A 19758-nucleotide genomic window follows, 5' to 3' on the forward strand; every position below is an offset into this window, starting at 1 on the left:
GCGCCAGATCGAGCGTGTCGGTCACATCCTCGGCTCTCATCGTCGTGCAGAGCTTCCAGGCGATGATGTAGCGGCTGCAATCATCGAGGATCGTTGACAGATAGAACCAACCCCAGCCGATGACCTTTAGATAGGTGAAGTCGGTTTGCCAGAGCTGGTTCGGCCTCGTTGTCTTGTCTTTGAACTCGTCCACCGCCGACAGAACCACATAGGCCGGGCTGGTGATCAGCTCGTAGGACTTGAGGATGCGATTGACCGAAGCCTCTGACACAAAATACTTTTCCGTGTCAGTGAACTGCACGGCCAACTCACGCGGCGACAGATCACTTTCCTTCAAGGCCAGGTCTTTGATCTTCTCGCGCACCGGCTCCGGAATGCTGTTCCAGACCCGTGACGGCTTAGGGCTGCGATCCTCAAACGCCTCGGGGCCGCCCGATAGATACCGGTCGTACCAACGATAGAAAGTGGTACTCGGGATGCCCAGCTTGTCCAAGGTGCGATTGGTCGGCAGGTGCGACCCATTAACCAGTCGAATGATCTCCAGCTTCTCGGATGCCGCCCTCTCGGCAGATTTGGCTTAGCCAAATCGCCTGCCGGGTAATAGATACCTCATGCGCCGTCGTCCCCCTCCGCGATCATGCTTTTTTGAGCAGCCGCAGCTCCAAAGCCTGTTCGGCCACGACTTCCTTGAGGTCGCGGGATTCCCGTCGAAGGTCTTTGACTTCAGTCGACGTCGCTGCACGAGCCGGGTCGCCCGCAAGGCGCTTCTTTCCAGCCTCAAGGAACTCCTTGGACCAGCTGTAGTACAGGCTCTGGGCAATGCCTTCACGGCGGCACAGCTCCGAGATGCTGTCCTCGCCCTTCAAGCCGTCCAGCACAATCCGGATCTTCTCCTCGGCTGAATATTGTTTGCGCCCCTCTCATTGATACTGCGTATAAACGGCTGGGCAGTGGTGCGCGCGGCGGATGTCATTCATGACCTTCTCACCGTGGCTCCGCTTGGTCCCGGGTTTCTGTCTCATCTCCACGCCTTGGTGGTTACGATGTGCCAGAAACCCTCTCTTATCAAATTAGCCTAAACTGTCCCATTAGCGATGACGTTAGGCAAGATCCTCAACCATCCACAAACTCAGCGAAATGTGAATCTCAACATTTCAAAATGCTAAGTAAATGTTTTTGCATATCTCGCAGTCTCACCAACAAAAAAAATCGGACAGCTGCTGTCGGATTGTCATATGATGAGACCGCTTTGTTGAGATTCTCTATTTGGAGAAAACAAAGACATAACGAATTCTGATCTTTGTCATCTCTCTTGCTAGTCTCCAACGTGAGGTAATCCAAGTCTGTGACCCCATAGAAACAGCAGACGCCTGACGCGAAGCGACGAGCTGCGCTGAATCTGATGGATTTGCATGGGTTGAGTGAGCATCGGAAATATGCACTGGCAAATCTGCTATGATCGGCATTTTTTGGAGATAAATCTGCCAGACGGCGCCCGAACGCTGGGTTTGCCTAACCGATCCCTCAATGTGGCAAACTCAATTCCCAGTGACGCACAAGTACACAGATTGGTCCCTGTTACATCATTGAACAACGTCAACTGGCCTTCCTTAAAGACAAGGCTGAAACACTGTTTCTTCAGCGACTGAATCAGAACGGCCCAATCCTCGGCCATTTCAAAGATGGGATTGAGGTGACACGCTAATGAAACCGATGTTTCACAGTCCAGCGTGCTTTCGGCCCGACCTCTGACCTGGCTCGTCCATAGCGTAGGAGGAGGTTGGTCCTCGCGATTCAACTGACCATACGCTTCATTGTTCAGATTTGCCGATGTCATTGTATGCTCCGTTGACACTGTGAGTTCACAAAGACAACGGGCGGTGTTCAAAACTATTCCCGATGATTGAGCAATCCAAGGACACTGCTGCCTTAGTGCCCTGAGAGGAAGGTACTAAGCGCCCTACCCTGGATGCCAGTGGTTCGCGTGCGTCGCGGACTAAATGGGCCAGCAATCAACTGAGAATACCTATGATCGCATTGAGGACGTCGCCTCGCGTGCATATTCCCACCGGGCGACGTTAAATCCCGCCACAATCGCTAGGCGGCATATCCCAACTTGGAAACATGTATCTCGAACGTAGGGTGCATCTCCGCACCGATGACGCTTTCCTTGTGATGGCGATAAACCGAACGCCAATAGGGTTGGATCACCACACCCTCATTCTGCATGATCTTCTGCAGCTTGGCCATCACCTCGCGACGCTGATCCGCGTCCGCGATGGCCAGCGCATCCGCCAACAGCGCGTCAAATTCCGCGTTGGAAAAGGCGCTCTCATTCCAGGGCTCGCCTGATCGATAAGCTAACGCCAGCACCTGCACGCCCAATGGTCGCTGCGCCCAATCGGTCGTCGACAGCGGGTATTTCACCCAATCGTTCCAAAAGGTCGCCCCCGGCAAGACCGTACGTTTTACGTTGAAGCCCGCATCGCGCAGCATTGCTGCGGCCGCATCGGTTGTGTTCTTGCGCCAGGTGTCGTCAATCGAGATCAATTCATGCTCAAAATCGCCCATACCAGCCTCATCCATCAACGCCTTGGCCGCCGCGGGATCAAAGACAGGCGCTGGCAATTCGGCATATTCGGGATGCAACGGCGAGACGTGGTGGTTTTCGGCCACCCGCCCATTGTCGGAAAAACCCAGTTCAAGCAGCACGCGATTGTCCACGGCCATCGCCAGAGCGCGCCGCACCCTGGCGTCAGCATAGGGTTGCACCCCGCCCACTTCCGCAATTTGATTGGGGCGCAAAACAACCGTGTTGGCCGTCACAGCCTCGGATTTAGTCCAGCCGATGTCATCCAGCAGGAAGATGAAATCGCCAATGGATTCGTAGACCATGTCCACCTCATCAGCGTCCACGGCGGAGACGATGGCCGCCTGATCGGTGCCGAAATCGAGGTATTCGATCCGGTCCAGGTGGGCGCCTTCCCCCCACCAGTCGTGATCCGCGTTCTTGACCAGGACCGCGCGGATGCCGACCTCGAAGTCCTCGGGCAGATAAGGGCCGGTGCCGATCGGGTTGTCCAGTGGGTCACCGTTAAAGCTTTGATGCACGATGGCCGCAGGATAATCGGAGAAACCAGCAATCAATGTGATATCCGGCTGGCCCAGCGTCAGGCGCAGCGTGGTGTCGTCGACCACGGTGATGGCGCCCTCGCGCGCCTGCCCGGTTGCGTCGTCCACCAGCGATCCCATCCGGGAGGCCATCGAGTTGCCCTCCACACCCTTGTCGCACCAGCGCGCGATGTTGAAAGCGACATCCTCGGCCGTGAAGGCATCGCCGTTGTTCCAGGTCACGCCAGGACGCACCGACAGCGTGTATTCGGTCGCATCCTCATTGATCTCCCACCCTTCCAGCAGCATTGGCGTCAAACTGCCGTCGATTTGGTACTCCACCAGATATTCGAGGTAGCCGCGCGTGTAATTCGACATTTGCGGCCAGTCATAGGTGCGTGGGTCCTTGAGCGCCTTCACCAGAGATTCGATCCGAAGTGTCCCGCCGGTTTGCGCATGTGCTGCGGCCTTGACCGGTTGCGATAGCCCCAGCAACCCGTAAGCGGCTGCAGCGCTGGCACCCAGAGATGTGGCCCGGGTCAGGAATTCGCGCCGCGACAGGGTCCCCGCGGCAACTTCTTTGGCGTAATCACGTGCGGCAGGGTGGACGGTGTCGGAAAAGGTCATAAAGTTCCCATCTGTTCGTGTGAAAGGATCGCGTGGCCATTGTTGGTGTCAGAGCCGCCCGGAGCGGCTTCATCACACCCATTGCATTAAACTTGAAGATAGCTCAAATGCCACGCGATCAATGAAAAACCGCAAGCCTCCGCGATTGTACGCCGGAAGCGAAAGGTAAGCGCGCGCGCTCACGTTGCATTGGCGCCCGAGACCGATCTTTTCCGCGATATCCCTGCCTTTTTGCACCGCCGCTCGGCCTCCACCGATCCATTTGGAAGAGACAAAACGCGTTATTGGAATCTGATGCTCCGGGCCTTGAGCCTTTAAATGAGGTCTTGCCGCTCTACCTGTCTCCTCAGGTGCAGCGTCGGACAAATGCATGATTGATCAGAACAGTCCCTCCATCGGCCGGTTCGACAAGTCATTTCTTGTGCACATGATCCGCGACTTCTTTCTGGTTCTGGTCATCGTAACCGTTGTCGAATTCTCGCTCAAAGCGGCATTGGTCTACTACAATTATTACTTCGACGGCACAGACGAAGCCGAAATCGTGGCCGAAGATCTTGCGGAGAACGTTCGGTCCATCATGCGGAACGAAGGCGGCCCGGTGGCCGCCCGGACGATGTATCCTATTCTGGAGGAAAACTGGTCCGATCTGGGCTATGTCATCGCCATCGAACCCGCGCCTGTGACGGTGGCGTCCATAGAAGAGGGGTTTGGATTTACGCCGCGCGGCATCCCCGCAGAAGACTGGCCCGAAGGCCGTTTCCAGACTTTCAAAACCGATATTCTTGCCGAAGAATTCTGTCTTGCCTGCCATACTCAGGCCGCGGTCGGGGATGTGTTGGGGACGGTCACGGTGCGCAACTACCTCTACCGGGACTTCGCCCTTTGGCTGAAGGATGTGCAATTGACGGGTATTCTCGCGGCCGGAAAGATCGTTTTGCATTCACTGCTGTTGTTTCTGATCCTGCGCGCGCGTCTGGAACCCCTTATGGAACTCAGATCCGTCATCAGCAACCTTGCGCGTGCCTACGGGCGTCTGGATCATCGCGCAGAAATCCGAACCTCTGACGAATTTGGCGTTCTGGCGCGCGATCTAAATCTCTTTCTGGATCGCATCACCGGTATCGTCGCCGAACTCGACACGGTTCTGGCCAAGGTTGTGACCGCCAATGATGATATCATCGCCGTGCAGGGGGCGCTGCGCGATACAGTGGACGATGTTGTATCCGGTGTGCGACGGTTAGAGCGGCAGGCAATGCTCAGCGCAAAACAGGAACCGCGCCTGTCAAACGAATGGTTTGATGCTGTACGAGGCTCCATCGCAGCGCTGGATGGGGCGCTGACCAAGGTTGAGGATACCGCCGCAGCGACAGATTTGCTGGAAACCCTGCGACAGGTCGTTGCAAATGCCGAAGCTCAAACGACGACCAGCGAGACGATTTATACCAGCCTTGCGGATCTGGGGGATCAAAGCGAAACGCTGAAGTCATCGACGCTCGAAATGACCCGGCTGGAAGAGCGGTTGAAAGCCATCATCGAGACCTGCGGCGCATTGGTTGGGCGGCTGAAGCCGGAGAGCAAGCGAGCGGAGGACTGACCTCGGTGTTTTGTCTGGGAACGCTTGTGGGGGGTGATTGAGCAGGATCGTCGCCCTTGGTCGCAATCTTCGAAAAATAGCCCACCATCATTGCAGGAGCTTTGGTCTCCCCAAAATAAGATCTGACAAGGCGCCCCTGCCCTTGCTCTGGACAGATCGCGCAACATGCGTCTATGCATGGCAAATCCTTTCAAGTGAGCACATTATGACCTCTATCCTTGTCCTGAACGGTCCCAACCTCAATCTGCTCGGGTCGCGGCAACCTGAGGTCTATGGCGCAACCACACTTGCGGACATCGAGAAGATGTGCGCCGATTGGGCTGATGCCAATGGCTGCACCATCAGCTTTGCACAGTCCAACCATGAAGGGGCGCTGATCGATCATATTCATGCCGCGCGCGGTGTATCGGACGGCATCGTTTTGAACGCTGGCGCCTATACACATACCTCTGTGGCATTGATGGACGCCATTGCATCGGTCGACCTGCCCGCGATTGAATTACATCTGAGCAACGTGCACGCGCGCGAAGATTTCCGGCACGTGTCCTATATCGCGAAAGTGTCGATTGGGATCATCTGCGGGTTTGGCGCGCGCGGATACATCATGGCACTGGATGCAATGCAAGCACATGTGAAAGATTAAGATTTGACTATAATAAGCTGATTTTTCAATAATAATTCTTAGGTTGATCGCTTGTGAAGCTTCTCAACCCCGCTTTAAAATGAAAAAGGGCGCAGTGCTGCGCCCTCCTCAGATCTCAAAGATTTTGGCCTACTTCAGCCTTTGGCGGCTTTCGCAACTTCAGCCGCGAAGTCTTCCTTGACCACTTCGATGCCTTCGCCCACTTCCAGACGCACGAAACCGGTGATCGATGCACCCGCTTCTTTTGCCGCGTCGCCGACGGTCAGGTCGGGGTTCACCACGAAGGACTGGTTCAACAGGGTCACTTCGGACATGTATTTCTTCATCCGACCGATGATCATCTTTTCGATGACCGCTTCGGGCTTGCCGCTTTCGCGTGCAATGTCCATCTGAACCTGCTTTTCCTTCTCGACCACGGCCGGGTCGAGGTCGTCTTCGGACAAGGAAGCAGGGTTTACCGCCGCAATGTGCATTGCAACCTGCTTGCCAAAGGCCTCGTCGCCACCGGTCAATGCGACCAGAACGCCGATTTTGCCCATGCCGGGTGCCGCGGCATTGTGCACGTAGGACACAACAGCCTCGCCATCGATGGCGGACATCCGGCGCACAGACATGTTTTCACCAATGGTGGCGATCTTGTCTGTCACAACAGTTGCAACCGATTTGCCACCCATGTCTGCAGCGTTCAGCGCGTCCACGTCGGACACACCAAGTGCCACATCCGCGATGCCAGCGACCATTTCCTGGAATTCCGCGTTTTTGCCGACGAAATCGGTTTCCGAGTTCACCTCAACCGCAACACCGTGTCCGCCGTTGACCTTAACAGCCACCAGACCCTCGGCCGCGGTACGACCTGATTTCTTGGCTGCTTTGGCCAGACCCTTGGTGCGCAGCCAGTCCACGGCGGCTTCCATATCGCCATCGCTTTCGGTCAGGGCCTTTTTCGCGTCCATCATGCCTGCGCCGGTGCTGTCGCGCAGCTCTTTGACCATAGATGCTGTGATCGCCATCTGAGGTTCTCCTTTTGGAATCGTCGGACCAGATGTCCGCCATAAACACGGACCAACGGCCCGCCTAAAATCATGTCGTGTTGGGGCAGGTTGTCCCTGCCCCATATGTCATGCGTGTAACGCCGTTCAGGCCTGCGCTTCTTCCGCAGGCGCCTCGGCGGCTGGGGCTTCCACGGCCTCTTCCGCTACGGCCTCTTCAACTGGCGCTTCTTCCATCGCACCAAGGTCAACGCCGGCTGCCCCCAGTTGCGCGGACATACCGTCGAGGGCCGCGCGTGCGGCCAGATCGCAGTAGAGCGAGATGGCGCGGGCGGCGTCGTCATTGCCCGGAATGATGTAATCGATGCCATCGGGCGGGCAGTTGGTGTCGACCACGGCCACAACCGGGATGCCTAGCTTGTTGGCTTCGGCCACGGCCAGCGCTTCTTTCTTCACGTCGATGACGAAGATCAGGTCCGGACGACCGCCCATTTCGCGGATCCCGCCCAGGGAGGCCTGCAGCTTGCCCTGGTCCCGCTCCATGCCAAGACGCTCTTTCTTGGTCAGACCTTCAAAGCCGCGCTCGGATTGCTCGTCAATCTGCTTGAGGCGGTTGATCGACTGCGAAACCGTCTGCCAGTTGGTCAGCGTGCCGCCGAGCCAGCGGTGGTTCATATAATACTGTGCGCATTTCTCTGCGGCATCGGCAATCGGCTGCTGCGCCTGACGCTTGGTACCAACGAAGAGAATGCTGCCGCCCTTGGCGACGGTTTCACGGATCACGTTCAGCGCCTGGTCCAGCATGGGAACGGTTTGCGTGAGGTCCATGATGTGGATGCCGTTGCGCGCGCCGTAGATGAACGGACCCATGCGGGGGTTCCAACGCTGCGTCTGGTGGCCGAAGTGTACGCCTGCTTCAAGCAATTGGCGCATGGTGAACTCTGGAAGAGCCATGTGTGTTTACCTTTCCGGTTTTATCCTCGGCGGGGGCATGACACTGTTTATGGTGTTTCAGTGCCAACCGGCGGACCCTTGAGGATGTCTCCCCCAATAAGCCCAAACCCCGCCTGTGGGTTTCAGTGGCCGCCGTATAGGCCAGCCGTTGTGGGATCGCAAGCCTGTAACCACCTGAATCGCGCAATATGTGACCGCAATTTGCGCCGGAATGCTTGTCTCCACGAGAAAACCCATCTTAGTATCGCCTCACAGGCCCCGCAGAGGGCCATTGATCCAATGATCGACAACCGGGAGTGACCATGACGATACCTGTGAAATCCGCCTGCGTGGCGGTTGCCTTGCTGATGCCGGGCCTGACCCTGGCTGCGCCGCTGACCCTCAACCCCGCAGATCCGCAACCCAGTGCCAGCGCGCTGAGCCCCGGACTGGCGGTGTCCTATGCGTTTCCCAATGACGTGCGCAACGTGCAAAGCGCGCGCAAGGCGCTGAAGCGCAAGAGCGAGGCGGGCACCCCGCTGGTCGGCCTTTCCTATGATGACACGAAGGAAGGGGATGCCACGCTGACCTCCGGCAAGGCGATGAAGGTGGCGGCGGATATTTCCGGCTACATCAAATTCGATGCGCCGGGCACCTATGTGCTGGATTTTCTGAACAACGACGGGTTGGAAATCAGCATCGGCGGTCATGTCGTTGGCGACTACGATCAGGTGCATGCCTGTGGCTATGCGGGCGAGATCGAGGTCGATGTCCCGTCAGCGGGTTACTATCCGTTGCAGGCCACCTATTTTCAGCGCAAGGGCACCGCCTGTCTGATGATGGAATGGGGGCCGGACAGTGACGGGCTGGAATTGGTGCCGGACGGCGCCTTTTTCCACTGAGACAAGGCGCGCGGGTGAGACCGTCTCTTGCGCTCACCCTTGGTGCCCCGCGCGCACCTGCGCTTCGCACGCGGCGGCGAGCGCTTTACGATCCCCATAGTCTACAACTTTGAGGGGCGCGCCATAGACAACGGTGACGCGGCCCTGTTTTGCGGACGCAAGAAGGCGCAGCATGTGGCTGCCAAAATCCATGTCACCCCACCAGCCGTAAAACCGCGGATCCGTCCCGGGGGGCGCATGGTAGCGCAGGCTCGCGGGTTGCACCGACAGCACATCGCGCAGTTCCGGTGTGAAAAAGGCGGCAAATAATGTGCTCTTGAAAGGCAGAACACGTTTTCCATCGCTGCTGGTGCCTTCGGGAAAGAACAAGAGCCGGTGCCCGGCATGCAACCTGGCTTGGAACACCTCGGCCTGTTCCGCGGCGCGGGCGCGATTGCGCTCGATGAAAACGGTGCCGGTTGCCCGGGCCAGCCAGCCGATGCCCGGCCAGGCGGCCACTTCGGATTTGGAGACAAAATAGATCCGCTTGCGGGCATTCAGCACGAAGATGTCCAGCCAGCTGGAATGATTGGCCACCACCGCGCCCTGCCCCGTCATCGGCTGCCCGACCACATCAAAGCCGATCCCCATGATCCGCAGCGCGGTACGACAGACAAAAACGGTGATGAACGGCGTAAGGGGACGCGCCGTGCCATATACTGGGCGTTCGAAAATGCGGATCAGCAGCAACAGCAACAGACCACCAAAAACCAGAAACGCCAGCGGCACCCCGCGCAGGATCACCAGCCCCCACCCCAGCGTGCTGATCCGGGCCTCTGGCGGCGGCGCGTCGCCGTACCAGGTCGCACTCATGCAGCCGGGCCCTGGTAGAGCTTTGCCTGTCGCGCGTTCATCCGTGCGGTGTCGAGGATCAGGCAGACATCCGTGGTATTGAACGCATGATCGATATAGGCCCCTTCCCCGACAAAGCCGCCCAGACGCAAATAGGCCTTGATCAGCGCGGGGACCGCCAGCATCGCCGCGCGGGTGTCCAGCTGATCCTCTGCAATCAGGTCCATGCGCTGAAATGCGGCGGGCTGCGCCCTGACCCTGAGGTCCTCTGGCGCCAGATGCCGGTGATGCAGCAAGGAGAGCGCCTCCGAAAGCTTGGAGATATCCGTGCCGTGAAAGCTTGCCACGCCAAACAGAATTTCGATGTCGTGATCGGCAATGTAATGCGCCAGCCCGTTCCAGAGGTGAAACATCGCCATGCCGCCCCGGTAGGCCGGGTGCAGACAGGAACGCCCGAGTTCAAGGACGTTGCGATTGGAATTCAGCAGAATGCTGAGGTCATATTCATCCGCTGAATAGAATTGCCCGGCCGCCTCCGCCTGATCCCGCCGCATGATCCGGTAGACCCCGACAACCTCGCCGCGCGCGCTGTCGGTCAGCAACAGATGGTCGAAATAGGGATCAAACCGGTCGATCTCCAACCGCGCGGCGTGGTCCACCATGGTGCCCCCTCCGCCCAGCTCTTCGACGAAAACATTGTAACGCAAACGCTGCGCCGCTTCGAGCTCGCCTTGAGTTTCAGCGAGCTTGATCGAAAACGTCGTCTGAGGCTTTGCGTCCATTTTGGCGGGGTCCGCGGTGATCATGTCAAATGCCCATTGGACATAGTTAATTCCCGCTTCGCTTGCAACGTGACACCTTGGCCGGGTTTACAAAGCAAATGGGCGCGTTAACCTTTTGGCAAGGTTCTTCAGCCATCAAATACCGGAAGCAATGCAACGCGGGTGCTATCAATGACGATCTTTCCTTCGTCCCGAAAATTCACGGTGACACGGGCATTTACGTTACTTTGCACCTGCCCGGTACCCCATTCGGGGCGATCAGGGTGCTGCACCAACATACCGGGTGACAGGATGGCATTCAGATCTTCCATGGAACCCTTTTTGAGCAGGAGACAGTAGATGGGCCAGAGCAACGTTAACCTTGCCGCGTTAATCGGCAGCCGCATCTGCCATGATCTCATATCGCCAATCGGGGCAATCAACAATGGGTTGGAGCTTTTGGGCATGGCCGGTGCCACGCCCGGACCGGAGATTGATCTGATCCAGGAAAGCGTCGGAAATGCCAGCGCCCGCATTCGGTTTTTTCGCATCGCTTTCGGGGCGGCGGGGGAACAGATGATGGGCCGGGCCGAGGTGATTTCGATCCTCGATGATCTGATGGAGGCAAGCCGCCTTGATGTTGCCTGGGGCCCGCTCGATCCGCAGCCGCGCGCAGGGGTGCGCATGGCATTTCTGGCCCTGCAATGCCTGGAAAACGCGATGCCCTATGGCGGTCGGATTGAAATCAGTCACGACGATGGCAGCTGGCTGCTGCACGGAAGGGCGGACAAGCTGAACATCGACGAGCCACTGTGGGCGATCCTCGCCACCAAAGAGGCACCGCAGGATCTGCGCCCGGCGCAGGTGCAGTTTGCGCTCCTGCCCACGGTCGCGGCGGACGACAATCGCCGCATCGTCAGCGAAATGTCCGAAACCGACGTCAAGCTGCGGTTTTAAGCCCGCACGGTCCCCTGCCCGGTCACCAGATATTTGAAGCTCGTCAATTGGGCCGCGCCCACGGGTCCGCGTGCATGCATTTTGCCCGTCGCGATCCCGATTTCCGCCCCCATGCCAAATTCGCCGCCATCGGCAAACTGGGTTGATGCATTGTGCATGAGGATCGCGGAATCCAGTTCTGTCATGAACCGGCGCGCCACTTCGGCGTTTTCGGTCAGAACACAATCGGTATGGTTCGATCCATAGGTGCGGATATGCGCCATCGCGGCATCAAGATCGGGCACCACCCGCGCGGCGATGATCATATCCAGATATTCGCGCCCCCAATCTTCTTCGGTCGCGGCAACCGTGCCCTCGATGCTGCGCAGCGCGTCATCGGTGCGCACTTCAACGCCGGCGTCGATGAGCGCGCGGATCACACCGCGCCCGAGCGTCTGCGCCGCGTCCCGGTGGATCAAAAGACATTCTGCAGAGCCACATATGCCGGTGCGTCGCGTTTTTGCATTCAGCACGACCTTGAGCACTTTTTCAGGGTCGGCGTCCGCATCGATGTAGATGTGCACGATCCCCTCCAGATGGGCAAAAACGGGCACGCGCGCTTCACGCTGTACCAAGCCGACCAACCCTTTACCGCCGCGTGGGACGATCACATCAATGGTGTCGGTCATGGTCAACATTTCCGAAACCGCCGCACGATCCCGCGTGGGCACCAGTTGGATGGCATCTTCGGGAAGATTGGCATCGCGCAGCCCCTGCACCAGACAGGCGTGCAGCGCGCTGGAGGAATGGAAGCTCTCCGAACCACCGCGCAGGATCACCGCATTGCCCGCATTCAGACATAAGGCACCGGCATCCGCGGTGACATTGGGGCGGCTTTCGTAGATCACGCCGACTACGCCCAAAGGCGTTCTGACCCGCTGGATGTGCAATCCGCTGGGCTGGGTCCAATCGGCAATCACCTCACCCACAGGATCGGCCTGCTCTGCCACCGCGCGCAGACCGTCGATAATCCCGCGCAGCCGATCCTCATCCAGCGCCAGCCGGTCCATCATCGCATCGGAAAGTCCCTTCTCGCGCCCATAGGCAAGGTCTTTCTCATTCGCCTCCAGAATGCTTGCCCTGTCTTTCCACACGTATTCGGCCGCTGAAATCAGCGCCGCATGTTTCCGCTCTGCACTGGCAAAGCCCAGCTGGGCGGCCGCCGCCTTTGCACGCGCGCCGATATCCGCCATCACTTCGGGAATATTTTCAAGATCTTTCATCGTGTTGCGCCCTGTGCTTCATGTTGGAGATCGACCATGCCGTTTTCCGCGTCACGGTCTAAAGTGCCATATCATCGCGGTGGATTAAAGCGGCCCGGCCCGGATAGCCCAGCAACGCCTCGATGTCCTGCGATTTTCTGCCTTTGATAATGTCGGTTTCTTCGGCTGTATATCGGCTTAACCCGTGCCCGAGCACGTGGCCGGAAACATCGGCAATCGCCACCGGATCCCCCCGCAGAAAAGCGCCAGAGACAGCAGCCACCCCCGCAGGCAACAGGCTTTTCCCCGATTTCAGGGCGGTGACGGCGCCAGCATCCAAGGTCACAGTGCCGCGCGGCTTCATCGCCGCGATCCATCTTTTGCGGGCGGCTTGCGGATCCGTATGTGCGTTGAACCAGGTCGCAGCGGCCCCTTCTTCAAGTGCTTTCAGGGGGTTAAGCGGCGATCCTTCCGTAATCGCCATCGCACATCCCGCCGCGGTGGCGGTTTTTGCGGCCATCAGTTTGGTTTTCATGCCCCCTTTTGACAGGCCGGAGCCTGCATCCCCGGCCATGCTTTCGATCTCACCGGTAATTTTGTCGATGATGGAAAAGCGGGTGGCGCTTGGGTCTTCGATCGGGTTTGCAGAATAGAAACCGTCCACGTCCGACAGCAGGATCAGCTGATCTGCGCCGACAGTCACGGCGATCTGCGCGGCCAGACGATCATTGTCGCCAAAGCGGATTTCATCGGTGGCGATGGTATCATTCTCGTTGACGATGGGGACCACGCCCAGCGACAACAGTTGTTCCAGCGTCGCGCGGCTGTTGAGGTACCTGCGGCGGTTGGCGCTGTCCTCAAGCGTGACCAGCACCTGTGCGGTCGTGATCTGATGCGGGGCCAGCACCTCTTCGTAGGCGCGGGCCAGCCGGATCTGCCCGACAGCGGCCGCGGCCTGGGACTGCTCCAATGGCAGTTCCGCTGTGGGCAACTCCAACACGCCACGCCCCAGGGCGATGGAGCCCGAAGACACCAGAACCACCGAAACACCCTGCGATTTGAGCCAGGCAATGTCCTGCGCCAGAGACGTCAGCCAATTCTGACGCAGCGCACCGGACGTCCGGTCCACCAATAGGGCCGACCCGATCTTGACGACGATCCGCCGCGCATCGGTCAGGGATGCCACGGCTCTTCCTCCACGGCGGGGCGGTGCCGCAACCGGTCGTCGTCAATCTGCCCGCGCAGCAGGCGCAGCACATCCGTCACCCCCTCGCGCGCCACGCCTGACATCATCATGACATCGCCACCAGAGGCTTTTTCCAAATCTTTTCTGGCCTCTGAGCGCTCTTCTTCATCTAGTGCATCGATCTTGTTCAGCACGGTTACACGCGGTTTTTGAGCCAGATCCCCACCATATGCTTCCAGCTCGGTGATGATGGTCTGATAATCTTCGGCGATCGTTTCGGACGTGCCATCGACCAGATGCAACAGAACCGCACAGCGTTCGACGTGACCCAAAAACAGATCGCCAAGTCCGCGCCCTTCGGAGGCCCCTTCGATCAGGCCCGGAATATCCGCGACCACAAATTCCGTATTGTCCACACCGACAACCCCCAGATTGGGGTGCAGCGTGGTGAACGGATAATCAGCGATCTTGGGCCGGGCGTTGGAGGTGGCCGCCAGAAAGGTCGATTTGCCGGCATTGGGCAGCCCCAGCAGGCCGACATCCGCAATCAGCTTCAGGCGCAGCCAGAGCGTTCGCTCCACACCGTCCTGACCGGGATTGGCACGGCGCGGCGCCTGATTGGTGGAAGATTTGAAATGCAGGTTGCCGAAACCGCCATTGCCGCCGCGCGCCAGTTGCACGCGCTGGCCCACTTCGGTCAGATCCGCGATCACCGTTTCCTGATCTTCGTCGAGAATTTCAGTGCCCACGGGGACCCGCAACACGATGTCATCCCCATCCGCACCCGTACGCTGGCGGCCCATGCCAGGGATGCCGTTCTTGGCAAAGAAATGTTGCTGATAGCGGAAATCGATGAGCGTGTTCAGCCCCTCCACCGCTTCGGCCCAGACGGACCCGCCTGTGCCGCCGTCGCCGCCATCGGGACCGCCGTATTCGATGTATTTTTCCCGCCGGAAGCTGACACAGCCACCGCCGCCCGCGCCCGAGCGGATGTATACTTTGCACAGATCGAGAAACTTCATGGGGGCTTCCTAGCCTTAAGGGGCGCTGCCCTCAATCACAGTTTTCGCAAATAGGTCCAGGTGGGCACGGTGGTATCACGCGCCACGCTGAAGCTTTCCGCATCGCCAAGGTATTCGAACCCGCAATGGGTCAACACCCGCGCCGAAGCCGGGTTGTCCTGAAAAACGCTGGCGAACATGGTCTTGTTGCGCAGCGGATTGGCGCTCACCAGAGCCTGAACCGCATCTGATGCGAGGCCAGTGTTCCAATAGGGCGGCGCCACCCAATAGCTCACTTCGGATTGATCGCGGTCCATGCGTTCCAGCGAAATCAGGCCCATCAGTTCAGAGCCATCCGAGAGGGTTCCATCCATCGCCCAGACATCCTCATCACGCTCATCGGACATCGCGCGGGCCACGAATGCCTCCGTCATGCCCGGCGGCACGGGGTGTGGAATGGAGGTGGTCATGCGCGCCACGCGTTCGTCACCGCCATAAAGGTCGATGAGGCCCATGTCAGATTTGCGCAGGGGCCGCAGCACAAAGCGATCGGTTTCCACCGTGGGCTGCGCGATTATCTTTTTCATTTCCACCGTCATGTCCCTCCTCCGAACAATACGAATAACACCGACGCGACGGTCAACGCCGCGAGGGTCCACATGAGATAAGGTTCCATTGCCGTTCCTGCTACGGTCTTGGCGATCGCCTCACCGGCAAGTGTCCAAAGCGGATGCAACAGAATCTGGCAGCCGAGCAATACCGCAGCAATGGTTGCTGTTGCGGTAATGGCAGGCGTGCCAGGCGCCACAAAAGCCGTAAATCCACCGACAATCATCGCCCAGGCCTTGGGGTTCAGCGGGTGTACGATGAGACCAGCGGCAAATCCGGGCGCGCTCTGGGCATCTTGTGTGGCGGTCAGGCGCAAGTTTGCGACTTTCCACGCAAGCCAGATGATATAGGCGGCAGAGGCATATTTCAGCGCCTCAAACACCCAGGGGGCTCTGTCGGCCAGTTCCATCAGGCCAAAACCGACGGGCCAGATCACCAGCTGTTTGCCCAGGGCCACCCCCGCCACAAAAGGCAACGCCGCACGAAACCCGTAGCGCGCACCGGTGGCCATCAGGGCCATATTGGCGGGCCCCGGCGTGCCGACCTGCGAGGCGGCAAAGATGGCGAAACTGGCGACAGCGACGCTCATGACCGCGCCCTCCAGCTCTCAGCCGACAACCTCATTTTCTGCAGGCTCACCGTGGTGTGCAACGCGCGGCATTCCGCCTCCTCAACATCCGCAGGCTCGAACCCCAGCTTGGACAGCACGCGCGCTGACGCCCTGTTGCCCGGCATGTAGCCAGACCGCAATGTCGTGGTGTTTGTGCGGAAGTGGCGGTCCACAAGTGCGGCTGCGGCCTCCGACGCATAGCCCTTGCCCCAGTAGGGTTCTCCCAGCCAGTAGCCAAGCTCGGTCTCGATTGCGCAGCCGCCAATCACATCATCCTCAAGCGTAATGGCCAGCACGTTTTCCGCGCCTGAGGAAAGCTCGAAATAGCTCAGCGCATCCTGTGGCGTATAGGGATGTGGCACGCGGGTCAGCCAGCGCGATACCGACAGGTTGCCAATCAGCTCGGCCACAACGGTCGCATCCTCATCCCGGTAAGGACGCAGCGTCAGCCGTTCGGTGTGGATGCTCTTCGACATCATGTGAGCCTAACATTTCGGTATGGCGAAAATGAGAAAGGGGACCGGCGGTGTCGCCGATCCCCCTGAATGTGTCATGTCCTTGGGAAAGGGCTTATTCAGCGGCCTCCGCCACCGGCAGGACCGAAATAAACGTACGGTTCTTGAGACCCTTGTGGAAGGTCACGGCGCCATCGACAGTTGCAAAGATCGTGTGATCCTTGCCCATGCCCACGCCTTCACCGGGCCAGAACTTGGTGCCGCGCTGACGTACGATGATGTTGCCAGGGATGGCGGCCTGACCGCCGTAAAGTTTCACGCCAAGACGACGGCCCGCTGAGTCGCGACCGTTCCGGGATGAACCACCTGCTTTTTTATGTGCCATTTGGTCTCTCCTTAGCCTTTAGCCAGTTCTTTGGCCTGTTCGATCCAGCCTTCACGCTCGATCCGGCCTTTGAACGACAGTTTCTCGTCCATAGCAGCAACGTCCTCTTCCGTCCATGCCGCAATCTGAGCAAAGGAGGTCACGCCACCTTCGATCAGTTTTTTCTCAAGCGCCGGGCCAACGCCTGACAGCTTTTTCAGATCGTCCGCACCCGCGTCGGCTTTGGCCGCCTTAGGAGCCGCCTTTGCCTTTGGCGCGTCGGCCTTGGCTTCGGCTTTCTTCGGGGCCGCTTTCTTGGGGGCTGCCGCTTCGACCGCTTTTGCGGAAACGGAGCCTGCGCCCATGGCTGCTTTCACGCCGGACTTATCTGCACCGGAGGCCAGGATATCAGTAACCTTGATCAGGGTCAGTTTCTGGCGGTGGCCCTTCGTGCGCTTGGAAGAGTGCTTCCGGCGACGCTTGACGAAGTTGATGACCTTCTCGCCCTTGACCTGATCGACGACTTCGGCCTGAACGCCGGCGTCCTTGACGAAAGGTGCGCCGACAACCGTCTTGTCGCCCCCTAGCATCAGAATATCATTGAATTGAACGGTTTCACCCGCATCGGCAGCCAGTTTTTCAACGCGGAGCATATCGCCCGATTGAACCTTGTACTGCTTGCCGCCAGTCTTGAGGACTGCAAACATCGCGTTTCCTTCGCATTACCGCGTCCTGTGGTCCCCGGTCTCGGGCGTTTTGGCCTGATGGCCACCTCGAACAGCGCACTCCGGTCGGAGTGTTCATTTATAAGACAGCAAGGCCCGGCGAACCGGACCTGCTTTACGAAGCCGCCAGATGCACCACCCGGACGCTTATGTCAAGCGTGAATGGGTCAGATATCATTGCCCACGGCATTCATCGCAACAGCCCGCCCCAGACCGTAGGCAATATCCTTGAACATGGTTTCCGATCCGAAGATGAGCGCGGTATTCAGCGCCTGGCCCGCAGGGCTTTCGGAGAAGGCGAGGTAAGCCTGCAGATCAGCAAGATCCAAGGGCTGATAGGCCAGCATGAAATAGCCAAAAAGCCAATCGCGCGCCTCATTGCGCACCGTGCCCTCCGAGGCCCAGACGTCAGAGAGAATGTCGCTCTCGGAGCTTTTCAGAAGACCACCATCCGCCATGCCGCGATAAAACTGGTAACTGCTGCTCATGGCGACGGCCACGTTGAGTTCCAGCAGATCATTGGTCTGCACGAATTGCGCCACCAGTACTGCATGCGGGTCGTTAGCCTTGGCCAGCGTGTCATAGGTTTCAATCGATGCGTCCTGCACCGCCTCATCCATCATGGCCTGACGGGCGGCGATCTCCATCTCCATGATCCGTTGACCGCGCAGGCTGTCAAAGAACGTCACTGCGGCATCAAGCGCGTCATCGTCCAGGCCCTGCTGCAGGGCGCGAAACAGCACATCCGTCATCACCACCGGATCATAGAGCGCATGCACCTGCGCCTCCCAGAAGGGGCCGCCCTGCCCGTCCAGCATGTCCTCATTGATCGCCTGTGCATCGCGCAGACCTTCCGCGCGGATCGTCTGGACCAGATCCGGCAACCGCAGCGCATCCATCAAGACGGTCACCCGCGCATCCGCCCACAGCGGCATCGCCGTCAGACAAAACGTGATGACAAGAGCGATTGCGCGCATGGGTCAGAGGTCTTGGCTTGGCCGCATCGATTGCATCCGCTGGGCCACGGCCTCATATCGGTTCGCCATGATTTCGAATTGCACGGCGTTCATTAATTCATAGACCTGCCGCATCTTCGGATTTTCCAGAGCATCCGCATAGGCGGTGATTTCGTCATCGGAAAACGCCTGATAAGTATAGGCCGACCCGGACAAGGCGGAGCGCTGCATGCTGAGCCGCATTTCGCCTTCCTGCGATTTCAGGCTTTCGCGCAGGTCTTCCTCATCCATGCGCAGGTCGATCACACCGGCCGAAGCCGCCGCCATGAGGAAGCGCACCTGCACCTCCTGAATGGCCCGGATGGAGGCGTCCTCGGACCCGGTGGCATTGTTCAGGCGTTTCAACTCCTCAAGACGGGGGGAGCCTAGCTGCAACAGCCCGGCGACAATGGCCTCGCCGCTTTCGGTCTTCAGCTGTTCATCCTCTTTCATGTGCGAGGCGTTTTCGGCGACCACGAGGCGTTGTCCAAGGGCGGAGGCATAGAATTCGACCGCGTGATTCAAATTCTCCTCGTCAAGCGTTTGGGACAGGATGTCGATGGCCATTGAATGCATCTGCTCGGTGTCGAAGACTTCCTCCACCAGCCGCGTCCATTCCGTGCCGAAATCATCCGCCTCCAGGCCGATCATATTGGGTGCTGTCTCCGCCGACAGCCGGATGCTTTCCAACGCGACATCAAAGCCGGTCACTTCCATGAAGGCTTCGAGGCGGTCCAGATTTGACGCGCGCACCCCGGTTGCGGCAGCCACGCCCATCAGCGCAACCATCAGCACCAGAGCATAATTTCGGATCAGGGCGGTCATGTCGGTCTCCTGTGATTATTGGTATCTGTTCGATGTTGGGCGAGAGTCTAGGGGAATTGTGTCTCGGGGCAATGAAATTCCCCGTGTGCAGCGGTCGCTGGCCAATCTCCCCTTGTCACAGCATCAAAAGGCGCATAAATGCCGTCCACCAGACCCCCGCGGAGAGGTGCCGGAGTGGTCGAACGGGGCGGTCTCGAAAACCGTTGTGGGTGCAAGCCCACCCAGGGTTCGAATCCCTGTCTCTCCGCCACTACCACATTTTCCCAAATTTGAATGAGCTACCCTGGGCGGCTTTTTTATTTGTTTAATAAACGGTTGCGCTGTTTCATCATTTCCTTGAGTTTCTTTCGATGGCGTCTATATTCTTTCCTTGAGTGGTAGAGAATGTGGTACTTTGGG

General features: G+C 58.6%; 20 protein-coding genes, 1 tRNA gene and 1 pseudogene. 5 read left to right on the forward strand and 17 right to left on the reverse strand.

Annotated features, from left to right (window positions below; all coding sequences use genetic code 11):
• Both Q1A20_RS24750 and Q1A20_RS24755 read right to left on the reverse strand, forming a co-directional pair.
• Positions 1-1022, reverse strand: a pseudogene (locus tag Q1A20_RS24750) (DDE-type integrase/transposase/recombinase); the annotation flags it as partial.
• A gap of 1075 nt (positions 1023-2097) precedes the next feature.
• On the reverse strand, positions 2098-3738 hold the full coding sequence (locus tag Q1A20_RS24755; RefSeq protein ID WP_299919378.1) for an ABC transporter substrate-binding protein: 1641 nt from the start codon (positions 3736-3738) through the stop codon (positions 2098-2100).
• 370 nt (positions 3739-4108) lie between these two features.
• On the opposite strand from Q1A20_RS24755, the gene Q1A20_RS24760 reads away from it, so the two are divergent.
• Together Q1A20_RS24760 and aroQ are read left to right on the forward strand one after the other, a co-directional pair.
• A complete protein-coding gene (locus Q1A20_RS24760; RefSeq protein ID WP_298975011.1) occupies positions 4109-5332 on the forward strand; it encodes a HAMP domain-containing protein in 1224 nt (407 codons plus the stop codon).
• A 205-nt stretch (positions 5333-5537) separates the two neighbouring features.
• Positions 5538-5975 carry a type II 3-dehydroquinate dehydratase gene (aroQ, locus tag Q1A20_RS24765; RefSeq protein ID WP_299919381.1) on the forward strand — a complete coding sequence of 146 codons (438 nt, stop codon included), beginning with the start codon at positions 5538-5540 and terminating at the stop codon, positions 5973-5975.
• A gap of 134 nt (positions 5976-6109) precedes the next feature.
• Here the strand turns inward: aroQ and tsf are convergent, their stop codons facing one another.
• Together tsf and rpsB are read right to left on the reverse strand one after the other, a co-directional pair.
• A complete protein-coding gene (tsf, locus tag Q1A20_RS24770) occupies positions 6110-6985 on the reverse strand; it encodes a translation elongation factor Ts (RefSeq protein ID WP_299410859.1) in 876 nt (291 codons plus the stop codon).
• A gap of 126 nt (positions 6986-7111) precedes the next feature.
• Positions 7112-7918 (reverse strand): 30S ribosomal protein S2, encoded by an 807-nt coding sequence (gene rpsB, locus Q1A20_RS24775; protein WP_299410860.1) that lies wholly within the window; start codon positions 7916-7918, stop codon positions 7112-7114.
• Between the two features lie 302 nt (positions 7919-8220).
• Here rpsB and Q1A20_RS24780 point away from each other — a divergent pair, with 302 nt between their 5' ends.
• Positions 8221-8799: a PA14 domain-containing protein gene (locus Q1A20_RS24780; protein ID WP_299410862.1), complete on the forward strand. Its 579-nt coding sequence runs from the start codon at positions 8221-8223 to the stop codon at positions 8797-8799.
• A gap of 33 nt (positions 8800-8832) precedes the next feature.
• Here Q1A20_RS24780 and Q1A20_RS24785 read toward each other — a convergent pair whose 3' ends face one another.
• From Q1A20_RS24785 to Q1A20_RS24795, 3 genes are all read right to left on the reverse strand, one after another.
• Positions 8833-9651: a 1-acyl-sn-glycerol-3-phosphate acyltransferase gene (locus Q1A20_RS24785; protein WP_299410863.1), complete on the reverse strand. Its 819-nt coding sequence runs from the start codon at positions 9649-9651 to the stop codon at positions 8833-8835.
• Positions 9648-10436, reverse strand: coding sequence for a GNAT family N-acyltransferase (locus Q1A20_RS24790; protein ID WP_299919384.1), 789 nt, complete (start codon positions 10434-10436; stop codon positions 9648-9650). The genes Q1A20_RS24785 and Q1A20_RS24790 overlap by 4 nt, the downstream gene beginning before the upstream one ends.
• Positions 10437-10540: 104 nt before the next feature.
• Positions 10541-10723, reverse strand: coding sequence for a DUF3553 domain-containing protein (locus tag Q1A20_RS24795; RefSeq protein WP_298975022.1), 183 nt, complete (start codon positions 10721-10723; stop codon positions 10541-10543).
• 28 nt (positions 10724-10751) lie between these two features.
• Here Q1A20_RS24795 and Q1A20_RS24800 point away from each other — a divergent pair, with 28 nt between their 5' ends.
• Positions 10752-11348, forward strand: a complete 597-nt coding sequence (locus Q1A20_RS24800; protein ID WP_298975024.1) for a histidine phosphotransferase family protein — start codon at positions 10752-10754, stop codon at positions 11346-11348.
• On the opposite strand, the gene Q1A20_RS24805 is transcribed toward Q1A20_RS24800, so the two are convergent.
• The 10 genes from Q1A20_RS24805 to Q1A20_RS24850 form a co-directional block, all read right to left on the reverse strand.
• Positions 11345-12610 (reverse strand): glutamate-5-semialdehyde dehydrogenase, encoded by a 1266-nt coding sequence (locus Q1A20_RS24805; RefSeq protein ID WP_299919386.1) that lies wholly within the window; start codon positions 12608-12610, stop codon positions 11345-11347. The two genes, Q1A20_RS24800 and Q1A20_RS24805, sit on opposite strands and share 4 nt — an antisense overlap.
• Before the next feature lie 58 nt (positions 12611-12668).
• Positions 12669-13775: a glutamate 5-kinase gene (gene proB, locus Q1A20_RS24810; RefSeq protein WP_299919388.1), complete on the reverse strand. Its 1107-nt coding sequence runs from the start codon at positions 13773-13775 to the stop codon at positions 12669-12671.
• Entirely contained in the window at positions 13763-14797 is a 1035-nt protein-coding gene (gene obgE, locus Q1A20_RS24815) for a GTPase ObgE (RefSeq protein WP_299919390.1), read from the reverse strand. The genes proB and obgE overlap by 13 nt, the downstream gene beginning before the upstream one ends.
• Positions 14798-14832: 35 nt before the next feature.
• Positions 14833-15369, reverse strand: a complete 537-nt coding sequence (locus Q1A20_RS24820) for a GNAT family N-acetyltransferase (protein WP_298975285.1) — start codon at positions 15367-15369, stop codon at positions 14833-14835.
• A 2-nt stretch (positions 15370-15371) separates the two neighbouring features.
• The gene (locus Q1A20_RS24825; RefSeq protein ID WP_299410871.1) at positions 15372-15974 is read right to left on the reverse strand and encodes a LysE family translocator; all 603 of its coding nucleotides are present in this window, start codon (positions 15972-15974) and stop codon (positions 15372-15374) included.
• Positions 15971-16474 carry a GNAT family N-acetyltransferase gene (locus Q1A20_RS24830; protein WP_299919392.1) on the reverse strand — a complete coding sequence of 168 codons (504 nt, stop codon included), beginning with the start codon at positions 16472-16474 and terminating at the stop codon, positions 15971-15973. The genes Q1A20_RS24825 and Q1A20_RS24830 overlap by 4 nt, the downstream gene beginning before the upstream one ends.
• Before the next feature lie 91 nt (positions 16475-16565).
• On the reverse strand, positions 16566-16835 hold the full coding sequence (rpmA, locus tag Q1A20_RS24835; RefSeq protein ID WP_195820307.1) for a 50S ribosomal protein L27: 270 nt from the start codon (positions 16833-16835) through the stop codon (positions 16566-16568).
• Positions 16836-16846: 11 nt separating this feature from the next.
• Positions 16847-17521, reverse strand: coding sequence for a 50S ribosomal protein L21 (locus Q1A20_RS24840; protein WP_298975032.1), 675 nt, complete (start codon positions 17519-17521; stop codon positions 16847-16849).
• Between the two features lie 185 nt (positions 17522-17706).
• Positions 17707-18516 carry a DUF2059 domain-containing protein gene (locus Q1A20_RS24845; RefSeq protein ID WP_299737136.1) on the reverse strand — a complete coding sequence of 270 codons (810 nt, stop codon included), beginning with the start codon at positions 18514-18516 and terminating at the stop codon, positions 17707-17709.
• 3 nt (positions 18517-18519) lie between these two features.
• A complete protein-coding gene (locus Q1A20_RS24850) occupies positions 18520-19359 on the reverse strand; it encodes a DUF2059 domain-containing protein (protein WP_299410876.1) in 840 nt (279 codons plus the stop codon).
• A 160-nt stretch (positions 19360-19519) separates the two neighbouring features.
• On the opposite strand from Q1A20_RS24850, the gene Q1A20_RS24855 reads away from it, so the two are divergent.
• Positions 19520-19609 (forward strand) — tRNA-Ser (locus Q1A20_RS24855).
• The last annotated feature ends 149 nt before the right edge of the window (positions 19610-19758 follow it).

Origin of the sequence: uncultured Roseobacter sp., from assembly GCF_947501835.1 — a bacterium.
Classification (GTDB): domain Bacteria; phylum Pseudomonadota; class Alphaproteobacteria; order Rhodobacterales; family Rhodobacteraceae; genus Roseobacter.

Coding starts and splice junctions, on each gene's coding strand:
- Q1A20_RS24755 (WP_299919378.1), bottom strand. CDS start 3,738: ATGACCTTTTCCGACACCGTCCACCCTGCCGCACGTGATTACGCCAAA.
- Q1A20_RS24760 (WP_298975011.1), top strand. CDS start 4,109: ATGATTGATCAGAACAGTCCCTCCATCGGCCGGTTCGACAAGTCATTT.
- aroQ (WP_299919381.1), top strand. CDS start 5,538: ATGACCTCTATCCTTGTCCTGAACGGTCCCAACCTCAATCTGCTCGGG.
- tsf (WP_299410859.1), bottom strand. CDS start 6,985: ATGGCGATCACAGCATCTATGGTCAAAGAGCTGCGCGACAGCACCGGC.
- rpsB (WP_299410860.1), bottom strand. CDS start 7,918: ATGGCTCTTCCAGAGTTCACCATGCGCCAATTGCTTGAAGCAGGCGTA.
- Q1A20_RS24780 (WP_299410862.1), top strand. CDS start 8,221: ATGACGATACCTGTGAAATCCGCCTGCGTGGCGGTTGCCTTGCTGATG.
- Q1A20_RS24785 (WP_299410863.1), bottom strand. CDS start 9,651: ATGAGTGCGACCTGGTACGGCGACGCGCCGCCGCCAGAGGCCCGGATC.
- Q1A20_RS24790 (WP_299919384.1), bottom strand. CDS start 10,436: ATGATCACCGCGGACCCCGCCAAAATGGACGCAAAGCCTCAGACGACG.
- Q1A20_RS24795 (WP_298975022.1), bottom strand. CDS start 10,723: ATGGAAGATCTGAATGCCATCCTGTCACCCGGTATGTTGGTGCAGCAC.
- Q1A20_RS24800 (WP_298975024.1), top strand. CDS start 10,752: ATGGGCCAGAGCAACGTTAACCTTGCCGCGTTAATCGGCAGCCGCATC.
- Q1A20_RS24805 (WP_299919386.1), bottom strand. CDS start 12,610: ATGAAAGATCTTGAAAATATTCCCGAAGTGATGGCGGATATCGGCGCG.
- obgE (WP_299919390.1), bottom strand. CDS start 14,797: ATGAAGTTTCTCGATCTGTGCAAAGTATACATCCGCTCGGGCGCGGGC.
- Q1A20_RS24825 (WP_299410871.1), bottom strand. CDS start 15,974: ATGAGCGTCGCTGTCGCCAGTTTCGCCATCTTTGCCGCCTCGCAGGTC.
- Q1A20_RS24830 (WP_299919392.1), bottom strand. CDS start 16,474: ATGATGTCGAAGAGCATCCACACCGAACGGCTGACGCTGCGTCCTTAC.
- rpmA (WP_195820307.1), bottom strand. CDS start 16,835: ATGGCACATAAAAAAGCAGGTGGTTCATCCCGGAACGGTCGCGACTCA.
- Q1A20_RS24840 (WP_298975032.1), bottom strand. CDS start 17,521: ATGTTTGCAGTCCTCAAGACTGGCGGCAAGCAGTACAAGGTTCAATCG.
- Q1A20_RS24845 (WP_299737136.1), bottom strand. CDS start 18,516: ATGCGCGCAATCGCTCTTGTCATCACGTTTTGTCTGACGGCGATGCCG.
- Q1A20_RS24850 (WP_299410876.1), bottom strand. CDS start 19,359: ATGACCGCCCTGATCCGAAATTATGCTCTGGTGCTGATGGTTGCGCTG.